This window comes from Streptomyces alfalfae (assembly GCF_004127445.1).
Classification (GTDB): Bacteria; Actinomycetota; Actinomycetes; order Streptomycetales; family Streptomycetaceae; genus Streptomyces; species Streptomyces alfalfae.
In genome coordinates, this window is the sequence record NZ_QEXM01000048.1 from 126,316 (window position 1) to 152,720 (window position 26,405).

Annotated in this window: 20 protein-coding genes; 10 read left to right on the forward strand and 10 right to left on the reverse strand. The window is 72.1% G+C overall.

Annotated elements, in window-relative coordinates; all coding sequences use genetic code 11:
- Nucleotides 1–4 precede the first annotated feature (4 nt).
- From DCW30_RS30160 to recQ, 3 genes are all read left to right on the forward strand, one after another.
- Entirely contained in the window at nucleotides 5–1,618 is a 1,614-nt protein-coding gene (locus DCW30_RS30160) for an NADH-quinone oxidoreductase subunit M (protein WP_076685008.1), read from the forward strand.
- Nucleotides 1,615–3,264 (forward strand): NADH-quinone oxidoreductase subunit NuoN, encoded by a 1,650-nt coding sequence (gene nuoN / locus DCW30_RS30165; protein ID WP_062780261.1) that lies wholly within the window; start codon nucleotides 1,615–1,617, stop codon nucleotides 3,262–3,264. Before DCW30_RS30160 ends, nuoN begins: the two co-directional genes overlap by 4 nt.
- A gap of 209 nt (nucleotides 3,265–3,473) precedes the next feature.
- Nucleotides 3,474–5,537: a DNA helicase RecQ gene (gene recQ, locus DCW30_RS30170; RefSeq protein WP_076688976.1), complete on the forward strand. Its 2,064-nt coding sequence runs from the start codon at nucleotides 3,474–3,476 to the stop codon at nucleotides 5,535–5,537.
- A gap of 486 nt (nucleotides 5,538–6,023) precedes the next feature.
- Here recQ and fahA read toward each other — a convergent pair whose 3' ends face one another.
- Nucleotides 6,024–7,361 carry a fumarylacetoacetase gene (gene fahA / locus DCW30_RS30175; RefSeq protein WP_079250034.1) on the reverse strand — a complete coding sequence of 446 codons (1,338 nt, stop codon included), beginning with the start codon at nucleotides 7,359–7,361 and terminating at the stop codon, nucleotides 6,024–6,026.
- Nucleotides 7,362–7,844: 483 nt separating this feature from the next.
- On the opposite strand from fahA, the gene DCW30_RS38305 reads away from it, so the two are divergent.
- Entirely contained in the window at nucleotides 7,845–8,177 is a 333-nt protein-coding gene (locus DCW30_RS38305; protein WP_205576600.1) for a hypothetical protein, read from the forward strand.
- Between the two features lie 134 nt (nucleotides 8,178–8,311).
- Nucleotides 8,312–9,127: an HAD family hydrolase gene (locus tag DCW30_RS30185; RefSeq protein WP_076685006.1), complete on the forward strand. Its 816-nt coding sequence runs from the start codon at nucleotides 8,312–8,314 to the stop codon at nucleotides 9,125–9,127.
- A 68-nt stretch (nucleotides 9,128–9,195) separates the two neighbouring features.
- Here the strand turns inward: DCW30_RS30185 and DCW30_RS30190 are convergent, their stop codons facing one another.
- Together DCW30_RS30190 and DCW30_RS30195 are read right to left on the reverse strand one after the other, a co-directional pair.
- On the reverse strand, nucleotides 9,196–11,190 hold the full coding sequence (locus DCW30_RS30190) for a CocE/NonD family hydrolase (protein ID WP_076688972.1): 1,995 nt from the start codon (nucleotides 11,188–11,190) through the stop codon (nucleotides 9,196–9,198).
- A gap of 75 nt (nucleotides 11,191–11,265) precedes the next feature.
- Nucleotides 11,266–12,780: a peptide MFS transporter gene (locus DCW30_RS30195; RefSeq protein ID WP_076685005.1), complete on the reverse strand. Its 1,515-nt coding sequence runs from the start codon at nucleotides 12,778–12,780 to the stop codon at nucleotides 11,266–11,268.
- A gap of 313 nt (nucleotides 12,781–13,093) precedes the next feature.
- On the opposite strand from DCW30_RS30195, the gene DCW30_RS30200 reads away from it, so the two are divergent.
- From DCW30_RS30200 to DCW30_RS30215, 4 genes are all read left to right on the forward strand, one after another.
- Nucleotides 13,094–14,104: a polyprenyl synthetase family protein gene (locus DCW30_RS30200; protein WP_062780265.1), complete on the forward strand. Its 1,011-nt coding sequence runs from the start codon at nucleotides 13,094–13,096 to the stop codon at nucleotides 14,102–14,104.
- A 261-nt stretch (nucleotides 14,105–14,365) separates the two neighbouring features.
- On the forward strand, nucleotides 14,366–15,607 hold the full coding sequence (locus DCW30_RS30205; RefSeq protein ID WP_076685004.1) for a LolA family protein: 1,242 nt from the start codon (nucleotides 14,366–14,368) through the stop codon (nucleotides 15,605–15,607).
- 142 nt (nucleotides 15,608–15,749) lie between these two features.
- Nucleotides 15,750–16,781 (forward strand): ABC transporter ATP-binding protein, encoded by a 1,032-nt coding sequence (locus tag DCW30_RS30210; protein ID WP_076685003.1) that lies wholly within the window; start codon nucleotides 15,750–15,752, stop codon nucleotides 16,779–16,781.
- Entirely contained in the window at nucleotides 16,768–17,703 is a 936-nt protein-coding gene (locus DCW30_RS30215; protein ID WP_076685002.1) for an ABC transporter permease, read from the forward strand. Before DCW30_RS30210 ends, DCW30_RS30215 begins: the two co-directional genes overlap by 14 nt.
- A 17-nt stretch (nucleotides 17,704–17,720) precedes the next feature.
- Here the strand turns inward: DCW30_RS30215 and DCW30_RS30220 are convergent, their stop codons facing one another.
- The 5 genes from DCW30_RS30220 to DCW30_RS30240 all read right to left on the reverse strand — a co-directional run bounded on the left by DCW30_RS30220 (nucleotide 17,721) and on the right by DCW30_RS30240 (nucleotide 22,761).
- Nucleotides 17,721–18,317, reverse strand: a complete 597-nt coding sequence (locus DCW30_RS30220; RefSeq protein WP_076685001.1) for a flavodoxin family protein — start codon at nucleotides 18,315–18,317, stop codon at nucleotides 17,721–17,723.
- Between the two features lie 92 nt (nucleotides 18,318–18,409).
- Nucleotides 18,410–20,104: a hypothetical protein gene (locus tag DCW30_RS30225; RefSeq protein ID WP_076685000.1), complete on the reverse strand. Its 1,695-nt coding sequence runs from the start codon at nucleotides 20,102–20,104 to the stop codon at nucleotides 18,410–18,412.
- Nucleotides 20,105–20,296: 192 nt separating this feature from the next.
- The gene (locus tag DCW30_RS30230; RefSeq protein ID WP_076684999.1) at nucleotides 20,297–20,749 is read right to left on the reverse strand and encodes a VOC family protein; all 453 of its coding nucleotides are present in this window, start codon (nucleotides 20,747–20,749) and stop codon (nucleotides 20,297–20,299) included.
- 67 nt (nucleotides 20,750–20,816) lie between these two features.
- Nucleotides 20,817–21,797 (reverse strand): EamA family transporter RarD, encoded by a 981-nt coding sequence (rarD, locus tag DCW30_RS30235; RefSeq protein WP_076684998.1) that lies wholly within the window; start codon nucleotides 21,795–21,797, stop codon nucleotides 20,817–20,819.
- Nucleotides 21,798–21,900: 103 nt separating this feature from the next.
- Nucleotides 21,901–22,761: an SDR family oxidoreductase gene (locus DCW30_RS30240; RefSeq protein WP_076684997.1), complete on the reverse strand. Its 861-nt coding sequence runs from the start codon at nucleotides 22,759–22,761 to the stop codon at nucleotides 21,901–21,903.
- A gap of 100 nt (nucleotides 22,762–22,861) precedes the next feature.
- On the opposite strand from DCW30_RS30240, the gene DCW30_RS30245 reads away from it, so the two are divergent.
- Complete coding sequence (locus DCW30_RS30245; RefSeq protein WP_103557433.1) at nucleotides 22,862–23,260, forward strand: winged helix-turn-helix transcriptional regulator; 399 nt, start codon at nucleotides 22,862–22,864, stop codon at nucleotides 23,258–23,260.
- Nucleotides 23,261–23,299: 39 nt separating this feature from the next.
- Here the strand turns inward: DCW30_RS30245 and DCW30_RS30250 are convergent, their stop codons facing one another.
- Both DCW30_RS30250 and DCW30_RS30255 read right to left on the reverse strand, forming a co-directional pair.
- Complete coding sequence (locus tag DCW30_RS30250) at nucleotides 23,300–24,391, reverse strand: 2-oxoacid:ferredoxin oxidoreductase subunit beta (protein ID WP_076684995.1); 1,092 nt, start codon at nucleotides 24,389–24,391, stop codon at nucleotides 23,300–23,302.
- A complete protein-coding gene (locus tag DCW30_RS30255; RefSeq protein ID WP_076684994.1) occupies nucleotides 24,384–26,312 on the reverse strand; it encodes a 2-oxoacid:acceptor oxidoreductase subunit alpha in 1,929 nt (642 codons plus the stop codon). The genes DCW30_RS30250 and DCW30_RS30255 overlap by 8 nt, the downstream gene beginning before the upstream one ends.
- Nucleotides 26,313–26,405: the final 93 nt, after the last annotated feature.

Below are 26,405 nucleotides of genomic sequence, written 5' to 3' on the forward strand. Positions count from 1 at the left end.
ACCGATGTCCTTTCCTCTGCTGACAGCGACGGCGGTCCTGCCCGCGGTCGGCGCGATCGTCACGGCAGCCGTTCCGGCCGCCCGGCGGACCGCCGCCAAGTGGCTCGCGCTGCTGGTCTCGCTCGCGACGCTCGCGCTCGCCGTGACCGTGCTCGTGCGGTTCGACCCGGACGGCGACCGGTACCAACTGACCGAATCGCGTTCCTGGATCGCGGAGTTCGGCGTGCGGTACGAACTGGGGGTCGACGGCATCGGCGTCGCCCTCATCGCGCTCACGGCCCTGCTGATCCCGTTCATCATCCTCGCCGGGTGGCACGACGCCGACCCTTCCCCGAGCTCTCCCCTCCGGTCGAGCAAGGGGGGCGCCGACGAGACCAAGGCCCCCTACAAGTGGCGGCCCACGCAGGGCTTCTTCGCCCTGATCCTGGCCGTCGAGGCGATGGTGATCATCTCCTTCGAGGCCACCGACGTCTTCCTCTTCTACGTCTTCTTCGAAGCCATGCTCATCCCGATGTACTTCCTCATCGGCGGCTTCGGGGACCGCGCCCACGCGGGCAGCGACGAGAACGCCTCGGCGCAGCGCAGCTACGCGGCCGTGAAGTTCCTCCTCTACAACCTGGTCGGCGGCCTCATCATGCTGGCCGCGGTGATCGGTCTCTACGTGGTCGCCGGAAGCTTCTCGCTCCAGGAGATCGCCGAGGCGCGGGCCAACGGCTCGCTCGACATGGCGACCAACACCGAGCGGCTGCTCTTCCTCGGCTTCTTCTTCGCCTTCGCGGTGAAGGCGCCGCTGTGGCCGCTGCACACCTGGCTGCCGAACGCGATGGGCGAGTCCACGGCCCCGGTCGCCGTCCTGATCACCGCGGTGGTCGACAAGGTCGGCACGTTCGCGATGCTGCGGTTCTGCCTCGGGCTCTTCCCCGAGGCGAGCGAGTGGGCGACGCCGGTCATCCTCGTACTCGCCCTGGTCAGCATCATCTACGGCGCGCTGCTCGCCGTCGGTCAGCGCGACATCAAGCGGCTGATCGCGTACGCGTCGATCTCGCACTTCGGCTTCATCGTTCTCGGCATCTTCGCGATGACCTCGCAGGGCCAGTCCGGCGCGACGCTCTACATGGTCAACCACGGCATCTCCACCGCCGCGCTGATGCTGGTGGCCGGCTTCCTGATCTCGCGGCGCGGCTCGCGCCTGATCGCGGACTACGGAGGGGTGCAGAAGGTCGCCCCGGTGCTCGCGGGCACCTTCCTGGTCGGCGGCCTGGCCACGCTGTCGCTGCCGGGCCTCGCACCCTTCGTGAGCGAGTTCCTGGTCCTGGTCGGCGCCTTCGCGCGGTATCCCGTGGTGGGGATCATCGCGACGGTCGGCATCGTGCTGGCGGCGCTCTACACCCTCGTCCTCTACCAGCGGACGATGACGGGCCCCGTGAAGCCGGAGGTCTCGGCCATGCCCGACCTGCGGGTGCGTGAGCTGGTCGTCATCGCCCCGCTCATCGCGCTCCTGATCGGCCTCGGGGTCTACCCGAAGCCACTCACCGACCTGGTGAATCCGGCGGTGGAGCACACCATGTCCGATGTACAGAAGAAGGACCCCAAGCCCGAGGTGGAGGCGGCCAAGTGAGCGCATCAGCCGTCCACAGCCTGTGGACAATGGCCGCCGATCCGATCGACAAGATCGACGCGCCCAAGATCGAGTACGGACAGCTCTCGCCGATGTTGATCGTCATCGGCGCGGCCGTCATCGGAGTGCTCATCGAAGCCTTCGTCCCCCGAAAGACCCGTTACCACGTCCAGCTGTTCGTGTCCGTGGTCGCCCTCGTCGCCGCCTTCGCCGCGGTGGTCGGTCTCGCGGCCCGCGGATTCGGCACGACGAAGGCGCACATCGCGGCGATGGGCGCGATCGCGGTCGACGGACCGGCGCTCTTCCTGCAAGGCACCATTCTGCTCGCCGGACTCGTCGCGATCTTCACCTTCGCCGAGCGGCGCCTCGACCCCGAGGCGCACGGGAACCGCGTCGACTCGTTCGCGGCCCAGGCCGGTTCCGTGCCGGGCAGCGAGGGCGAGCGGGCCGCCACCAAGGCCGGTTTCACCACCACCGAGGTGTTCCCGCTCGCGCTGTTCGCCATCGGCGGCATGCTCGTCTTCCCCGCGGCCAACGACCTCCTGACGCTCTTCATCGCGCTGGAGGTCTTCTCCCTGCCGCTGTACCTGCTCTGCGCCCTCGCCCGCCGCAAGCGCCTGATGTCGCAGGAAGCCGCCGTCAAGTACTTCCTGCTCGGCGCGTTCGCCTCGGCGTTCACGCTCTTCGGCATCGCCCTCCTGTACGGGTACGCGGGCTCCGTCTCGTACGCGACGATCGCGAACGTCGTCGAGGGCAACGTCAAGACCATCGACCCGGCGCTCGCCGACACCATGGGCAATGACGCGCTGCTCCTCATCGGCGTCGCGATGGTGGTGATGGGGTTGCTCTTCAAGGTGGGCGCGGTGCCGTTCCACATGTGGACCCCCGACGTCTACCAAGGCGCTCCGACGCCGGTCACCGGCTTCATGGCCGCGGCGACGAAGGTGGCCGCGTTCGGCGCCCTGCTGCGCCTCCTCTACGTGGTCCTGCCGGGACTGCGCTGGGACTGGCGCCCGGTCATGTGGGGCGTCGCGATCGTCACGATGCTGGTCGGCGCGATCGTCGCGATCACCCAGACCGACATCAAGCGGCTCCTGGCGTACTCGTCCATCGCGCACGCCGGGTTCATCCTCGCCGGTGTCATCGCCACCACCCCGGACGGCGTCTCCTCCGTCCTCTTCTACCTCGCGGCCTACTCCTTCGTGACGATCGGCGCCTTCGCCGTCGTCACGCTGGTGCGGGACGCGGGCGGCGAGGCCACGCACCTGTCGAAGTGGGCCGGGCTCGGCCGCAGGTCGCCGCTGGTCGCGGCGGTCTTCGCGGTCTTCCTGCTCGCCTTCGCGGGCATCCCGCTGACCTCCGGGTTCACGGGGAAGTTCGCGGTGTTCAAGGCGGCGGCGGACGGTGGCGCCGGCGCGCTGGTCGTCATCGGCGTGCTGTCGTCGGCGATCGCCGCGTTCTTCTACATCCGTGTGATCGTGCTCATGTTCTTCAGCGAGCCGAAGGCGGACGGCCCCACGGTCGCCGTGCCCTCACCGCTGACGATGACGGCGATCGGCGTCGGCGTGGCGGTGACACTGGTGCTCGGCGTGGCCCCACAGTACTTCCTGGACCTCGCGGGCCAGGCGGGGGTCTTCGTCCGGTAGCCGGTTCCTTCGCGCACAGGACGCTTCCTTCGCACATCTGTCGCCGCCCGGCGCCCCGATCCTGGGGATGCCGGGCGGCGGCCTGTGGATAACTTCTCGGGCTGTCGGTGCGGGCCCCTATCGTGGGGGCAGTGGTCGGAGCAGTGACCGAAGCTCCGACCGATGCGGGACGTACGGCGGGGGACAGCGCGATGGATGGGACCAAGGACATGAGCGAGGTGACGGCGCCTTCCGCGGTGCCGGGCGCGGCGACCGGCACCGTGACGGAGAGTGACGCACTGCGCACGCTCCACCGGGTCTTCGGGTACGACGCGTTCCGCGGCGAGCAGGAAGCGGTCATAGACCACGTCGTGGCGGGCGGCGACGCCGTCGTCCTCATGCCCACCGGCGGCGGGAAGTCCCTCTGCTACCAGATCCCGGCCCTGGTGCGCCCCGGCACCGGCGTCGTGGTCTCCCCACTCATCGCGCTCATGCAGGACCAGGTGGACGCACTGCGGGCGCTCGGTGTGCGGGCCGGCTTCATCAACTCCACGCAGGACTTCGACGAGCGGCGCGTGATGGAGGCGGAGTTCCTCGCGGAGGAGCTCGACGTGCTGTACCTCGCGCCGGAGCGGCTGCGTCTGGACGCCACGCTGGACCTCCTGTCCCGCGGCAAGATCTCCGTCTTCGCCATCGACGAGGCGCACTGCGTGGCGCAGTGGGGCCACGACTTCCGCCCGGACTACCTGGCGCTCTCCGTGCTCGGGCAGCGCTGGCCGGACGTGCCGCGGATCGCCCTGACGGCGACGGCCACGCATGCCACGCACCGGGAGATCACGCAGCGGCTCGGCATGCCGAACGCCCGGCACTTCGTGGCCAGCTTCGACCGGCCCAACATCCAGTACCGCATCGTGCCGAAGGCCGAGCCGAAGAAGCAGCTCCTGTCCTTCCTGAAGGAGGAGCACGCGGGCGACGCGGGCATCGTCTACTGCCTCTCGCGCAATTCGGTGGAGAAGACGGCCGAGTTCCTCTGCAAGAACGGTATCGAGGCGGTGCCGTACCACGCGGGGCTCGACGGCGGCACGCGCGCGGCGCACCAGTCCCGGTTCCTGCGGGAGGAGGGCCTCGTCGTCTGCGCCACGATCGCCTTCGGCATGGGCATCGACAAGCCGGACGTCCGCTTCGTCGCCCACCTCGACCTGCCCAAGTCGGTCGAGGGGTATTACCAGGAGACCGGCCGCGCGGGCCGTGACGGCCTGCCCTCCACGGCCTGGATGGCGTACGGCCTCCAGGACGTCGTCCAGCAGCGCAAGCTGATCCAGGGCGGTGAGGGCGACGAGGCGTTCCGGCGCAGAGCCGCGGCCCACCTGGACTCGATGCTGGCGCTGTGCGAGACCGCGCAGTGCCGTCGCGCCCAGCTCCTGACGTACTTCGGCCAGGAGGCGGGGGCGGAGCGGTGCGGCAACTGCGACACGTGCCTCACCCCGCCCGAGACCTGGGACGGCACGGTCGCCGCGCAGAAGGTGCTGTCCACGGTGGTGCGCCTGCAGCGGGAGCGCGGCCAGAAGTTCGGCGCCGGCCAGATCATCGACATCCTGCTCGGCAAGAAGACCGCGAAGGTCATCCAGTTCGACCACGACCAGCTCTCCGTCTTCGGCATCGGCGAGGAGCTGGCGGAGGCCGAGTGGCGCGGCGTCGTCCGGCAACTGCTGGCGCAGGGCCTCATCGCGGTCGAGGGGGAGTACGGCACGCTGGTGCTCACCGAGGAGAGCGGCAGCGTCCTCGGCCGGGAGCGGGAGGTGCGGCTGCGCAAGGAGCCGAAGCGGGCCCCGGCGGCGCGCGCCGCCAAGGGCGAGCGCAAGGCGAAGTCGGCGGCGGCGGTCGCCGAGCTGCCCCAGGAGGCGGTGCCGCTCTTCGAAGCGCTCCGCGCCTGGCGCGCCGCCCAGGCCAAGGAGCAGGGCGTGCCCGCGTACGTCATCTTCCACGACGCCACGCTCCGCGAGATCGCCACGCTGCGGCCCACGTCGGTCGGTGACCTGGCGGGCATCAGCGGCGTGGGCGAGAAGAAGCGGGCCACGTACGGAGAGGGCGTGGTCGGCGTCGTGAGCGACTTCGCTTCCGGCGGCGGCGCGGGCGGCGGCGCGGGCACGGGGGCCGGGGCCGAGGTCGGCGGGAGTGGCGCGGGGGAGGCGGCCGTGCCTGCGGGCAGCCGGGCGGGTGCGGGCGCCGGGGCCGCGGCCGAGGGTGACGGAGGGCTGGACTGGGGGACGGACCTGGAGGAGCCGGACTGGTAGGGGCTGGTCCGGGCTGAGACGGGGCGGCTGCGGGAAGGTTCCGCGACACGCCGCCGCGAGGGCGCTGCGGCGGAACTATCCCGCAACGCCCGGCCGAAGCCGGCCTGACCTCAGCCTCGGCCGGGCAGGGCGGTCAGCACCGCCCCCTGTCGGACAGGGCGGTCAGTCCCGCTGACTGCGGGGCAGGGTGGTCAGCCCGCCGACCGCTGGGCATGGCGGTCAGCTACGCCGCCCGTCAGGCAGGGTGCTCACCCCGCCGACCGCCGGGCTGGGCGTCAGCCCAGCCAACCGTCAGGCATGGCGGTCAGCCCAGCCAACCGCCGGGCATGGCAGTCAGTCACGCCGACCGCGAGGCAGGGCGGTCAGCACCGCCGCCCTCCCCTGACGGAGCCCGCCTCCCCGAGCCCCCCGCTGAGCCGCTGTCCCCGATCCCCCCACCGAGCCTCCGTCACCGAGTCCCCACCAATCCCCCGTCACCGAGCCCCCTCACCGAGCCGGCGCGATCCGTCCCCTCACCTCGCCGAGGGCCACCCGGGTGCCGCCCGCGCCGGGGGCCCAGGCCGTGAGGGTCACTTCGTCGCCGTCTTCCAGGAACGTGCGCTTGCCGTCGGGGAGTTCCAGCGGGTCGCGGCCGTTCCACGTCATCTCGATCAGCGAGCCGTACTGGCCGGCGGAGGGGCCGCTGACCGTGCCCGAGCCGTAGAGGTCGCCGGTGCGCAGGGAGGCGCCGTTGACCGTCATGTGGGCCAGCTGCTGGGCGGCCGTCCAGTAGACGGTGGAGAAGGGGGGTTCGGAGATGACCTGGCCGTTGAGGGTGACGGTCATGCGGAGGTCGTAGCCGCCGGGTTCGTCGGCGGCGGACTCCGCCGAGTCGTCGAGGTAGGGCAGGAGCTGGTGCGTGCGCTCCGGGGGCGCGACCCGGGCCGAGTCCAGGGCCTCCAGGGGCGTGATCCAGGCCGACACCGACGTGGCGAAGGACTTGCCGAGGAAGGGGCCGAGGGGGACGTACTCCCAGGCCTGGATGTCGCGCGCCGACCAGTCGTTGAGGAGGGTGAGGCCGAAGACGTGCTCACGGAAGTCGGCCAGGGGGACGGGCGTTCCCTGCGTCGAGGGCGTGCCGACCACGAAACCGACCTCGGCCTCGATGTCGAGGCGGACGGAGGGGCCGAAGACGGGAGCGGCGTCGGCGGGCGCCTTGCGCTGGCCCATCGGGCGCACCACCTCGGTCCCGGAGACCACGACGGTGCCGGAGCGGCCGTGGTAACCGATGGGCAGGTGCTTCCAGTTGGGGGTCAGCGGGGTCGGCGAGTCCGGGCGGAAGATCTGGCCCAGGTGGGTCGCGTGGTGCTCGGACGCGTAGAAGTCGACGTAGTCCGCCACCTCGAACGGCAGGTGCAGGGTCACTTCGGAGAGGGGGTGCAGCAGAGGCCGCACGGTGTCGCGGTGGGACGGGACGGTCACCCACGCGGTCAGCGCGCGCCGCACGTCGGACCAGGCGATGCGGCCCGCGGCGAGCAGCGGGTTCAGCGTCGGGCGCGCGAGGAGCGAGACGTAGGGGGAGCCGAGCGCGGCGGCCGCGGCGCCCGCGTCCAGGACGTACGAGCCGAGCCGCACCCCGACCCTGCGCTGGTCGTTCCGCTCCCCGGCCAGGGAGAACACACCGTAGGGAAGGTTGTGCGGTCCGAAGGGGTCCCCCTCGGGCAGGTCGAAGGGGTCCCCCTCGGGCAGGCCGGACGAGGTGCCCTCCGGGTGGTCGGCGAAGTCGCCTCGGGAGAGGCCGGAGGAGTTGCCTGCGGCCGGGTCGAGCGGGGTCTGCTCGGACATGCGTACCTGCCTCACTTTCGTTAAGGGGTGTGCCACACGTTACGTGTGAGGCCCCCTCTTGCGGCAGTGTCTAAAGAGTCCGCAATGTCCAGAATCGATCTCGTCGGACTTGAATTCCCGGCTTAACGTCCTGTTCGGGGGACGCGGGCGGCGTGGGCCCGGGGCGGTCGCGTCGTACGCGTGGGGGCCCGTGGCCAGGAGGAGCAGCAGTGCGCCGGTCACGCCGGACCGGGGCGTGCCGGGGCTGATCGTCGAGTTCGGCGACCATCCGCTGCACCGCCGTGGCGGCAGCCCGGGTTCCGCCCCGCGTCCCCCTCGGCCGGCCTGGTCCCTCCACGCGGTCAGCTACCGAGCCGATCCGTACCGCATCTGCCCCCGCAGGCCCGGCACTTCCTGGTCCGGCGCGTACTCGGGCCGTTCGGCGCGTGGTGGCTGCGGGAGCGTGATGAGGGCCTGGTCGCGACGCGTGAGGTGGCCCGCGTCGTGCGCTCCCGGGTGCACGAGGGGCAGCCCGTCCTGACGGTGGAGACGCTGGGCGGCCGGGTGGAGGAGCTGGCCGCCGACCACGTCATCGCCGCCACGGGCCACCGCGTCGACATCGCCGCGCCGGACTTCCTCGGCCATGGCCTCCGCGCCCGCCTCGCCACGAGCCGCGGCACCCCGAAGCTGGGCGCCGGTTGCGCGTCGCCCCTGCCCGGCCTGTCCTTCACGGGCATGCCGGGCGGCTCGTCGTACGGGCCGGCGATGCGGTTCGTGTGCGGCACGGGGGTCGCGTCGCCGCGGACGGCGGGGCACCTGGCGGCGGCGTACGGATGAGGTGCCGGACGACCGGTGCACGGAGCACGATCCTCCACGTTCTGATGAACTGCTCGCGGCCCCGCCGCACCCCGCTTCGCACCGGCCTTGTCAAGCCGCTTCCGGTGGGGCTCAGGATCCGTATTCTCTGGATCATGGCCGCTGCCCTCGCATATGCACTCATCGCCACTGACCTGGACGGGACGCTGCTGCGCGGCGACGACACGGTCTCGGAACGCTCGCGGCGGGCGTTGGCCGCCGCGAGCGGGGCGGGCGCGCGGCACCTCGTGGTGACGGGGCGGCCCGCGCCCAGAGTGCGGCCCCTCTTCGACGACCTCGGGTACGACGGCCTCGCCGTCTGCGGCCAGGGCGCGCAGCTCTACGACGCCGGGGGGCACCGCATGGAGTGGTCGGTGACCCTCGACCGCGGGCTCGCCGAGGTCGCGCTCGGCAAGATCGAGGCGGAGGTCGGGCAGGTCGCCGCGGCCGTGGACCAGGACGGCGTGGACGGCCTCACGCTCATCGAGCCGGGGTACGAGATGCCGCACCCCACGCTGCCCGCGGTGCGCGTGCCCTGCCGTGACGCGCTCTGGGCGGCGCCCATCAGCAAGGTGCTGCTGCGCCATCCCCGGCTGGCCGACGACGAGTTGGCGGCGGTGGCACGGGGCGCGGTGGAGTCCCTGGCGACGGTGACGATGTCCGGGCCCGGCACGGTGGAGCTCCAGCCGTGCGGGGTGACCAAGGCGACCGGCCTCGCGCTGGCCGCCGAGCGGCTCGGCCTCACGGCGGCCGACACCATCGCCTTCGGTGACATGCCCAACGACGTCCCCATGTTCCTGTGGGCGGCGCACGGCGTGGCCATGGCGAACGCCCACGCGGAACTCAAGGCCGTGGCCGACGAGTTCGCCCCGTCCAACGAGGAGGACGGGATCGCCGTGGTCCTCGAACGGCTGCTGGCCGGCGGCCACTGAGACCGCCGGCCCCACCCCCTGAAACCCCGCCCCCCAAAGAACCTCAAAACACCCCCCCCCGGCAACCGCTACCCCGCCGTACGTCCGATCCGCCGCTCCCACGTCCGGTGGAAGAGGACCTCCGAGCCCTCCCGGCAGATGACCTCGTTCCACGTGTGGAAGTCGGTCGCGTCGCACCTGATCTCCGAGTGCGTCTCGATCGTCGTGTCCCAGGCCAGTTCGGGCCGGTGCAGGCGGATCGTCCAGTCCGAGCGGGTGCGGGCGCTGAGGGGGTCGGACTCGTTGATCGTGTACGACTCCAGCGCCTCCTCGGTGAATTCGAGGCCGTCGGGGTACACGCGCGTTCCGCCGTAGCGCGGGTCGACGGAGAGGCGCCACTCGCCCTTGGCGACATCGCGGACGACCAGGCGTTCGGGGCGCTCCTCGTCGAGCGTGGCGGGGGAGACGACGCCGAGCGGCTCCGACTGCTCCGGGGCCTCGAAGGTGATCGAGGGGTCCAGCTCGCCGTCGCGCACCGGGAGTTCGAGGGCGCTGCCCGCCGGGTCGAGCGTGAAGCCCGCCGCCGAGTCGGGCTGCGGCCAGATCCAGGGCCAGTACGCGGAGGAGACCGCCAGGCGGATGCGGTGGCCGGGCGGGAAGGTGTGGCCGATGCCGTTGAGCTCGAACGTCACGTCCTCGGTGGCGCCGGGCGGCCAGGGCTCGGCGCGGTCCCTGCCGTGGCGGGCGGAGAGGTTCAGCACACCCCGGGTGACCAGCGTGGACGAGCCGTCGGGCGCGACGTCGCAGAGGCGGGCCACGGCCTGTCCCGTGGGCACGTCCATCCGCAGCCGCAGCGTCACCTTGGGCCGCCCGAGGACCCGTACCTCGGAAGGGACCTCGAACTCGAAGCACGCCGACTTCGCGTCCTCGTCCCGCTGGTCGGGCGGCAGGTCGGCGTCGTTGCCGAAGGGGAAGAAGCGGCCCGCGTCCAGGCCCGTCCGCTGGGGCGAGGCGACGATCTGCGGGACGCCCTGGAGCGCGTACGCGGTGGGGGTGACGTTCGGGGAGGGCCAGGCGGGGTCGCCGGCCCAGCCGCCGGCCAGCTCCGGGTAGACGGTCGCGGGCGGATGTGACGCGCTGATCCACGAGCGGAGCTTCGGCTCGGCCATGACGCCGGTGTCCTGCCCCTTCAGGTGGTGGTCCCACCAGCGCAGGGTCTCCTGGAGGAAGCCGATCGCCGGGCCGGGCGGCAGGCCGCGGTCCGGGTACTGGTGCGACCACGGGCCGATGAGCCCGCGCACCTGGTCGTCCGGGAGGTGTTCGACCAGGCGCAGGACCGTGTCGCGGTAGGGGTCGTGCCAGCCGCCGACCGCGAGGACGGCGGCGCCGATGGCGGAGTAGTCCTCGCAGACGCTGCCGTGGCGCCAGTAGTCGTCCCGGGTCTGGTGGTCCAGCCAGGTGTGGATGAAGGGGTCCACGGCTTCGAGCCGCGTCAGCCACATGTCGCGCCAGGCGTCGCCCACGTAGTACGGGTCCGGCGGGCGCGAGACGAAGGCGAGCATCGTTGCCGCCCACGCGTGCATGTCGACCGCGAGGACGGAACCTCCCATGTAGTGCACGTCGTTGTCATAGCGGTCGTCCGCGGAGCAGACCGTGACGATCGCCTTGAGCGGTTCGGGGGCGAGGGCCGCGATCTGGAGGGAGTTGAAGCCGCCCCAGGAGATGCCGAACATGCCGACCTTGCCCGTCGACCACTCCTGCGCGGCCAGCCAGTTCACCACCTCGACGCCGTCGGCGAGTTCCTGCGCGGAGTACTCGTCGGTGGGCAGGCCCTCGCTGTTGCCGTGGCCGCGGACGTCGACGCGCACGGAGGCGTAGCCGTGGCCCGCGTACCAGGGGTGGCGCTGCCAGTCGCGGGGCGCCGTCCAGTCGGTGAGCCGGTAGGGGAGGTATTCGAGGAGCACGGAGACGGGCTCGTCGGTGACCGGGCGCCACACGCGCGCGTAGAGCGTGGTCCCGTCCGCCAGGGGTACGCGGATGTCCTCGTGCGTCGTCTCGTAGGGGAACGCGGTGCGGATGTTCAGGTGCGTCATGGGAGGTACCTCGTGAACGGGGTGGGGGGAGCGCCCTCGAAGGACACGGTGGTGGGGGGAGCGGCCTCAGTGGACGGGGTGCATCGTGCGGCGCAGCCACGGGGCGAGCGCGATCACGGCGACGCCCGCGACCACGGCGACGCCGCCGTTGACGCCGAAGTAGGCGGGGTGGGAGACCTCTCCGTACACCTTCACGACCTGGGCCTGGATGCCGTTGGCGAGGGCGAGGGAGAGGAACCACAGGGCCATCGTCTGGCCGGCGAAGGCCTTCGGGGCGAGCTTCGTGGTCGCGGACATGCCCGACGTCTCCAGGAGCACGTCACCGAGCCCGAGCAGCAGGTACGAGCCGACGATCCACCAGGCGGCCATCTCGTACGAGTCGCCGCCGTGCCCCGTGGTCGGCAGCACCATCAGCAGGAACGACAGACCGCCGAGGACCACCCCGAAAGCGATCTTGTTCGAGGCGTGCGGCTGGCGCGTGCCCATCCGCGCCCAGACGGCGGCGACCACCGGGGCGAGCGCCACCTCGAAGGCCCCGAGCGCGGAGGCGTACCAGCTCGCGGGGAAGTGGTACCCGAGGATCTCGGTGCGCGCGTTCTCCGACGCGAGCAGCATCATCGTCGAGTACGCCTGGAACAGGATGAAGTTGAAGACGACCGACGCGAGGAAGAGCACGACGTAGGGGCGCAGCCGGCGCCGCTCCTCGGCGGTGACGCGCGGGCTGCGGAACATGACCGCGAAGTAGACCACCGGGGCGATCACCGAGACGAGGGTGAGCAGGTCGACGAAGCGGTCCATGGTCAGCCATCCGGTGGCGGCGAGGAGCCCGGCGAGGGCGGCGGCGACGATGAGTCCGGCGACGATCAGGAGGACGGCGCGCCGCATCGCGGCCGGTTCGAGGGCGTACTCCGCGGAGGCCTCGCGCCCGGCGAGGTGGCGCCGGCCGAGCACGTACTGGACCAGGCCGAGCGTCATGCCGACCGCCGCCGCGGAGAAGCCCCAGTGCCAGCCCCTGTGGTCGCCGAGCCAGCCGGTGATCAGGGGGCCCGCGAAGGCGCCGACGTTGATCGCCATGTAGTAGAGCGCGAAGCCGGCGTCGCGCCGCTCGTCCTCGGTGCGGTAGAGCTTGCCGACCATCGAGGCCACGTTCGGTTTCAGCAGCCCGGTGCCCGCGCTGATCAGGCCGAGGCCCGCCCAGGTCATGCCCGCGGCCGGCACGGCCATCGCGTAGTGGCCGCAGGCGATGAGGACGCCGCCCCACAGCACCGCGCGGTAGGAGCCGAGGATGCGGTCGGCGAGCCAGCCGCCCGCCACGGAGACGAGGTAGACGAGCGTGCCGTACGCCGCCGAGACCGACGCGGCGGTGGCGGGATCCATGCCCATGCCGTCGTGCGCGACGGAGTCGGCGAAGTAGAGCACCAGGATGGCCTGCATGCCGAGGAACGAGAAGCGCTCCCAGACCTCCAGGCCGGAGAGGGTGAGCAGGCCGCGCGGCTGTCCGAGGAAGGCGCGGTCGTCACCCGGCGGCGGCTCCGCCGACGGCTCTGCGGGCGGGTCGTGCTCGGCCGTGGTACGGGACAAAGCGGATGCTCCCGATCGTTGCACACCTACTGGTGCGGGTTGGTCCTGTCGGTCGTTTGGGCTGATCAGCAACATACCGGTGCCGATCCGGGGCCGCCCGGCCCGGTTCACCGGAAGGGGGAGAGGCCGTGGGCACGGCCCTGAGCAGGGTGGTCACGGACGACGAGCGGGCAGGTGCTCGCCGTGATCGAAACGCGACCGGATACGCTGACTTGAGTGATGGCAGCGACACATCGACAAACCGTGTCATCGACCGAGATTTAATGATCGACCGAGTTCGCCATGTGATCGTCAGCAGACAGGAGAACCTCTCGTGACCGTCGTCGGGCCTTTCGGGCTGAGCGTGCGGGACCAGGCTCTCGAAGCCGATGTCCAGGCAGGGTTGGCGGCTGTCGAGGAGGGCCTCCTAGAGGCCACCAAGAGCGAGGTCCCCTTCATCACCGAGGCGGCCCAGCATCTGGTGCGCGCCGGGGGCAAACGTTTCCGGCCACTGCTCGTGATGCTCGCCTCCCAGTTCGGCGACCCCTACGCGCCGGGCGTGGTGCCCTCCGCCGTGGTCGTGGAGCTGACGCACCTCGCGACGCTCTACCACGACGACGTGATGGACGAGGCGGACGTGCGCCGCGGCGTCGACAGCGCCAACCAGCGCTGGAACAACTCGGTGGCCGTCCTGACCGGCGACTTCCTCTTCGCCCGCGCCTCGTACATCCTGGCCGACCTCGGCCCGGACGCCGTCCGCATCCAGGCGGAGGCGTTCGAGCGGCTCGTGACCGGCCAGATCCTGGAGACGGCGGGCCCGGCCGAGGGCCGCGACCCGGTCGACCACTACCTCGACGTGCTCGGCGGCAAGACCGGTTCGCTGGTCGCCGTGGCCTGCCGGTTCGGCGCGATGATGTCCGGCGCCGACGAGACCGTCGTGGACGTCCTGACGCAGTACGGCGAGCGGCTCGGCGTGGCCTTCCAGCTCGCCGACGACGTGCTCGACATCGCCTCCGACTCCCACGAGTCCGGCAAGACGCCGGGCACGGACCTGCGCGAGGGCATCCCGACGCTGCCGGTCCTGCGGCTGCGCGAGCGCGTCGAGCGGCTCGGCCTGCCCGAGGACGTCGCCCTGAGCGAGCTGCTCGACTCCGACCTCACAGACGACGCCCGTCACGCCGAGGCGCTCACCAGGCTGCGCGCGCACCCCGCACTGGAGCAGGCCCGCAGGGACACCGTCCGGTACGCGGAGGAGGCGCGGGCCGCGCTGGCTCCGCTCCCCGCCTGCGACGCGAAGACCTCCCTGGTGGAGCTCTGCGACCTGGTGGTGCACCGGGCGGGCTGAGCCCCGCCCCGAGATCTACTGGCGAGCGGCGGCGTCACCCCCTACGGGTCGGGGGAGGCGCCGCCGCTCCGTGTCATCCCAGAGCAGTACGTGGAGTTGCGCCCGGGGTCTGACGCTTCTGTTCGGCCGATTTGGTCGGATGGACAACGACAAGGACCACCACTCCTGACCAATTCGGGTGAGAATGGCGGCGCGGGGTGGACGAAGGCACGTACGCACGTACAGGGAAGGCCGCCGCCGATCACGGAGGTAGGGCACACAATGGCACCGTACGAACCGGCACAGGACACCAGTGAGACCGGGGAACTGCGCGCCGGCCGCCGCAAGGCGGCACGGTACGTGGTCCCGGTAGCGGTGGCGGGGGTGGCGGCGGCGACCATCGGGCTCGTCCCGGCGCTCGCCACCTCGGGAGACCCGGATCTGCCCGACATCACCGCCCAGGAACTCATCGAGAAGGTGGCGGCCTCGGAGACGCAGCAGCTCTCCGGCAACATGAAGATCAGCACCGACCTGGGCCTGCCGTCGATGGGCGGCATGGCGGGCGGCTTCGCCGGCGGCGGGAGCGCCGACCGGGGCGAGGACGGCGAGGGCTCGGCGGCCGATCCCCGGGCCAAGCTGATGGAGCTGGCGTCCGGCACGCACACGCTGCGCGTGGCGGCCGACGGCCCCGACAAGCAGAAGGTGTCCGTCCTCGACGACGCCGCCGAGTACAGCCTGATCCACAACGGCGACGAGATGTGGGCGTACGACAGCGCGTCGAACGAGGCCTACCACGCGAAGGCCCCGGACGGCGAGGCGCATCAGGGTGAGGGGAAGCGGGACGGGAAGGCCCCGGAGGGCCTTCCCGCCACCCCCGCGGAGTTCGCCGACCAGGCCCTGAAGGCCGTCGACGACACGACGTCCGTCGAGGTCGACGGCACCGCGCAGGTCGCGGGCCGCGACGCGTACCGCCTGGTGGTCAAGCCGAAGCAGTCGGGGTCGACGGTCGGTCAGATCACCGTCGCGGTGGACGCCAGGACGGGGACGCCGCTCAAGTTCACCCTGACCCCGGCCTCCGGCGGAGCCGCTGTCGTCGACGTGGGCTTCACCAAGGTCGACTTCGGCAAGCCGTCCGCGTCCACGTTCGACTTCACGCCGCCCAAGGGCGCGAAGGTCACCGAGGCCGACGACAAGGCCAAGGGCCGCGACGCCGAGGACAGGGCCAAGGGCGGCAAGGAGTTCACCGAGCAGGACCTCAACGATCTCAAGGTCATCGGCGAGGGCTGGAGCTCCATCGCCGAGCTGAAGCTGCCGGGCGGCCAGGGCCTGCCGACGGCCGGGTCGGGCGATGTCCCGCCGGACGCGCAGAAGCTGCTCGACTCCCTCGGCGACCGGGTCGACGGCACGTTCGGCTCCGGCACGGTCTTCTCGACCCGCCTGATCAACGCCCTCGTCACCGACGACGGCACGGTCTACGTGGGTGCGGTCACGAAGGACGCGCTGGTCAAGGCGGCGAACCGCTAGGCATTCGCGCCCGAGCGGCGGGTCACGGGCACCAGGGCGACCGGCGTCCGCGGCCCGCCGCTCGGGCGGTCCGCGCGTGCCGACGACGGCCGGGCGGCGCGGGAACGGGACGGCCCGGGGGACCGGGTGACGGGAGGAAGCGGTGCCAGGCACCAACGGGGGACCCGCGACGCCGCGGGGCGCGGAGGCGGACCACGGCGGCGGCGAGAGCCCCGCGGACCCCGGCGGCCTCGTGATCGAGACGCGCGCCCTCACCAAGCGCTACGGAAAGCATCTGGCGGTCGACCGGCTCGACCTCGGCGTCCCCGAGGGCAGCGTCTTCGGCTTCCTCGGCCCGAACGGCTCGGGCAAGACGACCACCATCCGCATGCTGATGGGCCTGATCGAGCCGACCTCCGGCACCGCCCGGGTCCTCGGCCGGCCCATGCCGCGCGCCGCGCGGACCGTGCTTCCGCAGGTCGGGGCACTGATCGAGGGCCCCGCCCTGTACGGCTTCCTGTCGGGCCGCGACAATCTCCTGCGGTACGACTCCGCCGATCCGGCCGCCGACCCCCGTACCCGCCGAAGGCGCGCCGAGGCCGCCCTCGACCGGGTGGGTCTGACCGCCGCCGCGGGCAAGAAGACCAAGGCGTACTCGCTCGGGATGAAGCAGCGGCTCGGCCTCGCTGCGGCGCTGCTCCAGCCCCGGCGGCTCCTCGTCCTGGACGAGCCGACGAACGGCCTCGACCCCCAGGGCATGCGGGAGATCCGCACGCTGGTGCGGGAACTGGCGGCGGAGGGCACGACCGTCTTCCTCTCCTCGCACCTCCTGGACGAGATCGAGCAGGTCTGCACGCACGCTGCCGTGATGACGCGGGGCCGCCTGATCACGCAGGGCCCGGTGGCCGACCTCGCGGCGGGCGCGCGCGGCAGGCTGGTCGTGACGACCCCCGATCCCGGCGAGGCGGCCCGCGTCCTGAAGGAGCGGGGCGTGGCCGACCTCGTCGTGACGGAGGAGCGCGTGACCGGTGAACCGCCGGGCAAGGACGCGGCGGGCCGGGACACCGACCTCGCCGACCTGAACGCCGCGCTGGTCGCGGCGGGGGTGCGCGTACGGGGCTTCGGTCTGGAACGGGCCTCCCTGGAGGACGCGTTCGTGGCGCTGACGGGGGAGGGCTTCGATGTCGCGGGATGAGGCGGCCGTGGACGTGCCGGGTTCGGGGCCGGAGCCGGTTCCGGGTGCGGGGCCGGTGACGGCGGGCGGCGCGCGGCAGCCGCGCGCCCTGTGGACGCTCGGGCTCTTCCGCAGCGAGCTGTCGATCACCTTCCGCCGCTGGCGGACCCTCGCGCTGCTCGCCGTGCTGGCCGCCGTGCCGGTCCTGGTCGGGGTCGCCGTGAAGATCGAGACGAGCGACGGCTCGACGATCGGCGGCGGCGGTGAGGGCGGCCCGGCGTTCATCGCGCAGATCACCAACAACGGTCTGTTCCTGGTCTTCACCGCGCTCGCGGCGACGCTGCCGTTCTTCCTGCCCATGGCCATCGGAGTGATCGCGGGCGACGCCGTCGCGGGCGAGGCGAACGCGGGCACGCTCCGCTATCTCCTCGTCGCGCCCGCCGGCCGCACGCGGCTGCTGCTCGCCAAGTACGCGACCACGCTGACGTTCTGCCTGGTCGCGACGTTGGTCGTCGCGGTGTCGGCGCTGGTGACCGGGGCGATCCTCTTCCCGCTGGGCGAGGTCACCACGATCTCCGGCACCCGTATGAGCTTCGGCGAGGGGCTGCTGCGGGCCCTGCTCATCGCGCTCGTCGTCGCCGCGTCACTGGTCGGCGTCGCGGCGCTCGGCCTGTTCGTGTCGACGCTGACCAGCAGCGGGATCGCGGCGATGGCGACGACCGTCGGGCTGCTGATCACGGTGCAGATCCTCGACCAGATCCCGCAGCTGCACGCCCTGCACCCGTACTTCTTCTCGCACTACTGGCTGTCCTTCGCCGACCTGATGCGCGAGCCCGTCTACTGGGACGACCTGGTCAGAAACCTCCAGATGCAGGGCCTGTACGCGGCCGTGTTCGGCTCGGCGGCGTGGGCGAGGTTCGGCGCGAAGGACATCATGGCCTGACGCCCTCCGCCCCGCCGTCAGCCCTTGTCGTACGGGAAGCGCGCCACCTGCGGCTCCTGCGCGAAGAACGTCTTCGCGCGGAGCATGGCCTGCTCGTCGTCGAGGACGTTGCCGGGCCGGCTGCCGTTGCCGAGCAGGACGCCGCCGAAGCGCATCGGGAAGAACGCGGCGGTGTTCCGCAGCGTCCCGATGAGCGGCTCCGCGACCTCCTCCTCGCGGTGCGCGAGCGCGGTCACGCCCCACAGGGTGCGGCCCTTGAGGGTCTCCTTGAAGTCGATCTCCGGGACCTCCAGCCAGGCGTCCCAGAAGTCGAGGTAGCGCTTGGTGGTGGCGGACACCGAGTACCAGTACAGCGGCGAGGCGATCACGATGTCCGTGGCGTCGAGGGTGGCGTCGAGCAGCAGCGCCTCGTTGCCGGCGGTGGGCCTGGGGCGCGCCCGGGGGCGGCTGTCGTCGTGCCGCAGGTCCTCGAAGTCGGGCAGCGGCAGGTCGGCCAGGTGCAGCCAGCGCTGCTCCACGTCGGCCGGGAGCTGTTCGGCGGCCTTGCGGGCCAGGGTCTCGGTGTTGCCCCCGGCACGGGCGCTGCCGAGGACGAAGAGGAACGTGCGGCTCATGGGAATCCCCCCGGGATACGGCTCTGCTCCATCACTTCCTTGCGCGTGCACTATATGCATGTGCACGGAAATGCGTCCAGGGGGTGCCGGTCTCAGGGCCGTACGTGCACGACCCAGCCGCGCGCGTATGTGTCCGGCACCGTCTGGCGCGGCCAGGTGCGGGCCCAGTCCGGGGGCGCGGCGCGGCGCATCACCAGGGCGGTGGGGCGGTGCGGGTCCCGCAGGCTGCCGGACGCGCAGCCCGCGGTGTGGGCGACGGGGATGACGGACCGGTTGCCCGCCAGGACGCAGGGCCCGGCCGCGCCGCCGACGCCGTGGCGGTGCAGGACCCCGGCGATGCGCTGCCAGTCCTCGCGGGCGGCGGCCTGTATCCGGGCGTGGCCGCGCACCAGGGTGACCTGCACCGCGAGGTGCCCCACCAGGACGAGGCAGAGCGCGACGGCGGCGGCCCGCCGAATCCGCGCCGCACGGGCCCCCTCGGCCGCGGCGAGCAGACCGACGGCGGCGGTGGGGGCGAGCAGGGCGTACGTGGGGAGCAGGAAGCGGGGCGCGGCGTAGGGGACGAGGAACACATAGGGCAGCGCGACGGCCAGGCCGACGAGGATGGCGAGAACGTGGCAGGGGCCTTGGGGCGGCATGTCCTGCTGGTCGTGGCACGGGCCTTGCGGTGGCGCGGCCTGCCCGATGGCGTGCGGGCCCCGTGGCGGTGCGGCCTCCGGGTTGTCGCGCGTGCCCCGTGGCGGTGCGGTCCCCGGGTTGTCACGCGTGCCCCGGAGTGAAGTGGCCTTCCGGTCGTTGCGCGTGGCCCCCGCCGGTGTCGCCCTCCGGCCGCTGCGTGTGCCCCCCGCCGGTGTCGCCCCCCGGTCGCGGCGCAGGCTCCACAGTCCCGCCGCCAGCAGGAGCGGCAGCAGGACCCACCACTCCGCCGCGACCACCCGGAGGTCGTCGCCGGTGCACGGGCGGCAGAGCAGGGGGCCGTCCATGGCGGTGAGGTGGTGCGCGGCGACCGGCAGTGGACGCAGGTCGCCCTGCACTTCGCTGGCCTCGGTGAGCCGCTGGAGGACCCCGCCGAAGCGGACGTACGCCTCGACGGCCCAGGGCAGCGCACCCGCCGCGAGCCCGCAGAGCACGGCCGTGGCCCGCCCCGCGCCGCGCCACGCGGGCACGAGCAGCGCGGCGAGCAGGAGCGGCAGGCCGAGGGCGAAGCCGTCGTTGGGCCGCATGAGCGTGGCGAGCGCGAGCCAGGCCGCGATCCCGGCGCGGGTGAGGGGCGACTGCCGCTTCCACAGGAACAGTCCGACCGCCCCGACGCCCCCCATGGCGGTGTAGTGGTTGGGCATGGCGCTGTTCGCGTAGAACGAGGTGATCCACAGCGTGCCGTACAGCGCGGCGGCGACGGCGACGGCCGGGCCCCGCCGCAGCACCCGCAGCCAGGGCAGGAACCCCGCGTAGAGCGCGGCGGTCGACAGGACGACCAGCCACGCCCGGAACAGCACGACGGAGTCGCTCCACGAGGCCACGGGGGCCACGAGCAGGGGCACGCCGCGCGTGCGGGGCGCGCTGAACTCGGTGGCCGGCCCGAAGGGGGGGAACCGGCTGGCGTAGACGAGCTCGTCCCACCCGAGGGGCAGGGAGAGCGGCACGAGGGCGAGGGTCAGCAGGGCGTGGAGGCCGCAGGCGGCGAGGAGGAGGGTGTGGGGGCGCGGTGTGCGGGCGCTCGCGGGGGTCTCACCGCTCGCGCCGGTCCCCACCGCGCCCGCGAAAGCCCCCTTGCCGGTGACAGCCATGCGGGGAAGCCTCCTGGTGGGGCGGGCGGCGACGTCTGTGTCCCAGCTTGAACGCCCCGGCGCGTCACCGCGACCCCCGCGCCCCCAGTGGAGCGTCCGTCACGGTCCCCGGGCCCGTCGTGGGGATCTGCCCGGCGTCGCGGGGCGGAAAAGGCGCCGCCCCTCCAGCCGGCCTGATCCGAACGGCAGGCCCTAGTGGACGCAGAACTCGTTCCCCTCCGGGTCCGTCATGATCACCCACTCGCCGCCCTGCTCCTTGACGTGCCGGGACACAGCGGCGCCGAGACCCTCGACGCGGGCCACCTCGTCGTCGCGCCGCCCCGGCTCCGCGTGCACGTCGAGGTGGAGGCGGTTCTTGCCGGTCTTCGGCTCGGGGACGCGCTGGAAGAGGATGCGGCGGCCCAGGCCGGTGCCGCTCTCCGCCTCGCACGGGTCGTCGGGGTGCCGCACCGCGGCCAGGTCGCGCCACGCGCGGCGGTCGTCCAGCCGGACGGTCGCCGCCTCCGGGACCGCGCCGAAGCCGAGGAGCCGGTCGATCAGGGCGCTGTGGTCCTCCACCTCGTAGTGCAGCACCTCGCCCCAGAAGGCGGCCTGGGCATGCGGATCGGCGGCGTCGATGACGAGTTTCCAGTGCAGAGTGGTCATGTAACCAGTTATAGCGGTTACCGACGGGCGGCGTGGTGCTTACGCCGCGATTCGCGGGAGGTGCGGCTCAGGCCGCGGGCTCCGGCTCGCCCCGCACGGCGGGGGTCGCCGCGGCGGCCTCACGGGCGGCGGCCAGGCGGACGGCGTTGCGCCGCGCGGTCCGCAGCGCGTCCCAGGTGAGCAGGGTGAGCGCCAGCCAGACGAGCCCGAAGCCCGCCCAGCGCTCGGGCGGCATGGCCTCGTGGAAGTACAGGATGCCGAGGAGGAACTGGAAGACCGGGGCGAGGTACTGCAACAGGCCGAGCGTGGACAGCGGCACGCGGATCGCCGCCGCCCCGAAGCAGATCAGCGGGGCGGCGGTCACCACACCGGTCGCGGCGAGCAGCGCCCCGTGCCCGAGGCCCTCCGTGGCGAACGTGGCGTCGCCCCGCGCGCCGAGCCACACCAGATAGCCGACCGCGGGCAGGAACTGCACGGCGGTCTCGGCGGTGAGCGACTCCAGGCCCCCGAGGTTGACCTTCTTCTTCACCAGGCCGTACGTGGCGAAGGAGAAGGCGAGGCAGAGCGAGATCCACGGCGGCTGCCCGTACCCGAACGCGAGCACGAGGACCGCGGCGAGGCCGACGGCGACCGCCGTCCACTGCATGGGGCGCAGCCGCTCGCCGAGGAGCAGGACGCCCATCGCGATGGTGACCAGGGGGTTGATGAAGTAGCCGAGCGAGGCCTCGACGACGTGGCCGGAGTTCACCGCCCAGATGTAGACGCCCCAGTTGACGGTGATGACCGCCGCGGCGATCGTCACGAGGCCCAGCCTGCGCGGCTGCCGCACGAGCTCGCGGGCCCAGCCCCAGCGGCGTATGCACAGCAGGGCGACGCCCACCACGACGAGCGACCACGCCATGCGGTGGGCCAGGATCTCCCCGGCCCCGGCGGGCTTGAGGAGCGGCCAGAAGAGGGGCACCAGGCCCCACATCCCATAGGCCGCGAAGCCGTTCAGCAGGCCTGCGCGCTGCTCGCCCCTGGACGTCTCGGCTGCTCCGCTGGCCACGGCCCCTCCTCACGTGCACGGCAGCCCCACGCTGCCCGTACGAAGGTAGCGCCGAGGGCCCCCGCCTGTCATGCCCGTTCGGCGGGGACGCTCATGACAGCCGTCATCCGCGCAGAGCCGCGGACACCGCGTCCGCCAGGGGAGTGGTGGGCCGTCCGATCAGCCGGGCCAGGTCGCCGCTGGTCCCGGCGAGGCGGCCCCGCGCGATGGCCGCGTCGACGTCCACGAGGATCGCCGCCAGGGGCTCGGGCACGCCCGCCCCGGTGAGCACCGCGACGTGCTCCTCGGGGGAGACGTCCGCATAGGAGATCTCCTTGCCGCTCAGCCGCGCGACCTCGGCCGCGTACTCCGGCAGGCTCCACGCGACGTCGCCGCTCAGCTCGTACGCCGCGCCCTCGTGGCCCTCGCCGGTCAGGACGGCGACGGCCGCGGCGGCGTAGTCGGCGCGCGCGGCGGAGGCGACGCGGCCCTCGCCGGCGGAGCCGACGACAGCGCCGTGCGCGAGGACGGGCGCGAGGTTCTCGGTGTAGTTCTCGTGGTACCAGCCGTTGCGCAGGAACGTGTGCGGAAGGCCCGATGCCAGGATCAGCTCCTCGGTCGCCTTGTGCTCGGCCGCCAGGTCGAAGTCGGCGTCGGGGCCGCCGAGGATGCCGGTGTAGGCGAGCAGTGCGACGCCCGCCTCGCGCGCGGCCTCGGTCACCGCGCGGTGCTGCGGCACCCGCCGCCCGACCTCGCTGCCGGAGATCAGCAGGACCCGGTCGCCCGCCGCGAAGACGCCGCGCAGGGTCCCGGGCTCGTTGTAGTCGGCGACCCGCAGTTCGACCCCGCGCTCGGCGAGGCGGGCGGCCCGGTCCTTGTCGCGGACGACCGCGGCGATCTCCGAGGCGGGCACGCCCGCGTCGAGCAGACCCTCGATGACGAGGCGGCCGAGGTGTCCGGTGGCTCCGGTGACGACGATGCTCATGTCTGAATACTCCTGATACGCGGTGGAAGTTCCGTATGGCACTCACCCTAGCGACGGCACTAACTATGGGAAAGTACCCACTTTGAAGTAAGGTACTGGTATGACGGTAAGCAGCATGGACGCGAGGGCCCTGAAGCTGCGGGCGATGCGGGAGGGCGAGGCCATGTGCCCGCACCGCCTCGTCCTGGAGCACGTCACGAGCCGCTGGGGCGTGCTCGTCCTCATCGCCCTGGAGGAGCGCTCGCACCGGTTCGGCGAGCTGCGCCGCGAGATCGGGCGCGTCAGCGAGAAGATGCTGACCCAGACGCTGCAGACCCTGGAGCGCGACGGCCTGGTGCGCCGCGACGCCAAGCCGGTCATCCCGCCCCGCGTCGACTACTCCCTCACGGATCTCGGCCGCGAGGCCGCCGAGCAGGTCAGGGCCCTCGCGGCCTGGACGGAGCGGCGCATGGCCGACGTGGAGAAGGCGCGCACGGCATACGACGAGGCCCGCTCCTGACGGTCAGGAGCGGGCCTCGTCGAAGAGACGGCCGACGGGCTAGCCGACGACCGTCCAGGTGTCGCCGCCGGCGAGGAGCGCGGCGAGGTCGCCCTTGCCGTTCTGCTCGATGGCCTGGTCGAGCTGGTCGGCCATGAGCGTGTCGTAGACCGGCCGCTCGATGTCCCGGAAGACGCCGATCGGGGTGTGGTGCAGGGTGTCGGGGTCGGCGAGGCGGGAGAGCGCGAACGCGGTCGTCGGTGACGTGGCCTGCGCGTCGTGGACGAGGATGTCGCGCTCGTTGTCCGGCGTGACCGCGACGACCTTCAGATCGCCGGTCGCCGGATCGCGCACGACGCCCTTGCCGGCGTCGGCGCCGAAGCGGATCGGCTGCCCGTGCTCCAGACGGATCACCGCCTCCTCGGCCTGCTGCTTGTCCTTGAGGACCTCGAAGGCGCCGTCGTTGAAGATGTTGCAGTTCTGGTAGATCTCCACCAGGGCGGTGCCGGGGTGCTCGGCGGCCTGGCGCAGCACGCTCGTGAGGTGCTTGCGGTCGGAGTCCACCGTGCGGGCCACGAAGGAGGCCTCCGCGCCGATGGCCAGGGACACGGGGTTGAACGGGGCGTCCAGGGAGCCCATCGGCGTGGACTTGGTGATCTTGCCGACCTCGGAGGTGGGGCTGTACTGGCCCTTGGTGAGGCCGTAGATCCGGTTGTTGAACAGCAGGATCTTGAGGTTGACGTTGCGCCGCAGGGCGTGGATGAGGTGGTTGCCGCCGATGGACAGCGCGTCGCCGTCACCGGTGACCACCCACACCGACAGATCGCGTCGCGAGGAGGCCAGGCCGGTGGCGATGGCGGGGGCGCGGCCGTGGATGGAGTGCATCCCGTAGGTGTTCATGTAGTACGGGAAACGGGAGGAGCAGCCGATGCCGGAGACGAAGACGATGTTCTCCTTGGCCAGGCCGAGTTCGGGCATGAAGCCCTGCACGGCCGCCAGCACGGCGTAGTCGCCGCAGCCGGGGCACCAGCGCACCTCCTGGTCGGACTTGAAGTCCTTCATGGACTGCTTGGCCTCGGCCTTGGGCACCAGGGAAAGCGCTTCGATCGTGCTCCCGGTGCCTTCCGACTCGGCCGTCTTCGTGTCAGCCATCGATGGCCTCCTTCAAAGCGGTGGCGAGCTGTTCGGCCTTGAACGGCATTCCGTTGACCTGGTTGTACGAGACGGCGTCCACCAGGTACCTGGCCCTGATGAGGGTGGCGAGCTGACCGAGGTTCATCTCGGGGACCACCACCTTGTCGTAGCGTCCGAGGACCTCGCCCAGGTTGGCCGGGAAGGGGTTGAGGTGGCGCAGATGGGCCTGCGCGATGGGCTGCCCCGCCGCGCGCAGCCGGCGTACCGCCGCCGTGATCGGCCCGTAGGTGGAGCCCCAGCCGAGCACCAGCGTGGTCGCGTCGCCGTGGGCGTCGTCCACATCCAGGTCCGGCACCGGGATGCGGTCGACCTTGGCCTGGCGGGTGCGGACCATGAAGTCGTGGTTGGCCGGGTCGTAGGAGATGTTGCCCGTGCCGTCCTGCTTCTCGATGCCGCCGATGCGGTGTTCGAGGCCGGGCGTGCCCGGGATCGCCCAGGGGCGGGCCAGGGTCTGCGGGTCGCGCTTGAAGGGCCAGAAGACCTCGGCGCCGTCCTCGTCCGTGTGGTTGGACCCGGAGGCGAACTGCACCCGCAGGTCGGGCAGTTCGTCGACCTCGGGGATGCGCCAGGGCTCGGAGCCGTTGGCCAGGTAGCCGTCGGAGAGCAGGAACACCGGGGTGCGGTAGGTGACCGCGATCCGGGCCGCCTCCAGCGCGGCGTCGAAGCAGTCCGCCGGGGTCTTCGGCGCCACGATCGGCACCGGCGCCTCGCCGTTGCGCCCGTACATCGCCTGGAGCAGGTCGGCCTGCTCGGTCTTGGTCGGCAGACCCGTGGAGGGCCCGCCGCGCTGGATGTCCACCACGAGCAGCGGCAGCTCCAGGGAGACCGCGAGGCCGATGGTCTCCGACTTCAGGGCCACTCCCGGACCGGAGGTGGTCGTCACCGCCAGGCTGCCGCCGAAGGCCGCGCCGAGCGCCGCCCCGATGCCCGCGATCTCGTCCTCGGCCTGGAAGGTGCGCACACCGAAGTTCTTGTGCCTGGACAGCTCGTGCAGGATGTCCGAGGCCGGCGTGATCGGATACGAGCCCAGGTACAGCGGCAGGTCCGCCTGCCGGCCCGCCGCGATCAGCCCGTAGGACAGCGCGAGGTTGCCGGAGATGTTGCGGTAGGTGCCCGCCGGGAACGCCTCCGCGGCCGGGGCCACCTCGTAGGAGACGGCGAAGTCCTCGGTCGTCTCGCCGAAGTTCCAGCCCGCGCGGAACGCGGCGATGTTCGCCTCCGCGATCGCCGGCTTCTTGGCGAACTTCGTCCGCAGGAACCGCTCCGTGCCCCCGGTCGGCCGGTGGTACATCCACGAGAGCAGACCGAGCGCGAACATGTTCTTGGACCGGCCCGCGTCCTTGCGCGAGAGGTCGAAGTCCTTCAGCGCCTCCACCGTCAGCGTGGTCAGCGGCACCGGGTGCACGCTGTAGCCGTCCAGGGAGCCGTCCTCCAGCGGCGAGGTCTCATAGCCGACCTTCTGCATCGCGCGCTTGGAGAACTCGTCGGTGTTGACGATGACCTCGGCGCCGCGCGGCACGTCGGCGATGTTCGCCTTCAGCGCCGCCGGGTTCATCGCCACCAGCACGTTCGGCGCGTCACCGGGGGTGAGGATGTCGTGGTCGGCGAAGTGCAGCTGGAAGGACGACACGCCCGGCAGGGTCCCGGCGGGCGCCCTGATCTCGGCCGGGAAGTTCGGCAGCGTCGACAGGTCGTTGCCGAACGACGCCGTCTCCGAAGTGAACCGGTCTCCCGTGAGCTGCATGCCGTCACCGGAGTCACCCGCGAAACGGATGATCACCCGGTCCAGACGCCGCACATCTTTCTCGGGCGACCTGCGTTGCCCTCCGACGACTGCCGCGTCGGCCTGCTCCGCTTGGCTACTGACCTGGCTGGTCACTGAACTGGACCTCCCTCGAGGCGGCTGAACGGGAGCGCCGGGACGCCCGGCGATCCCAGGGCCCACCCTACGTCCGCAGGGGGTGCCTTCCTC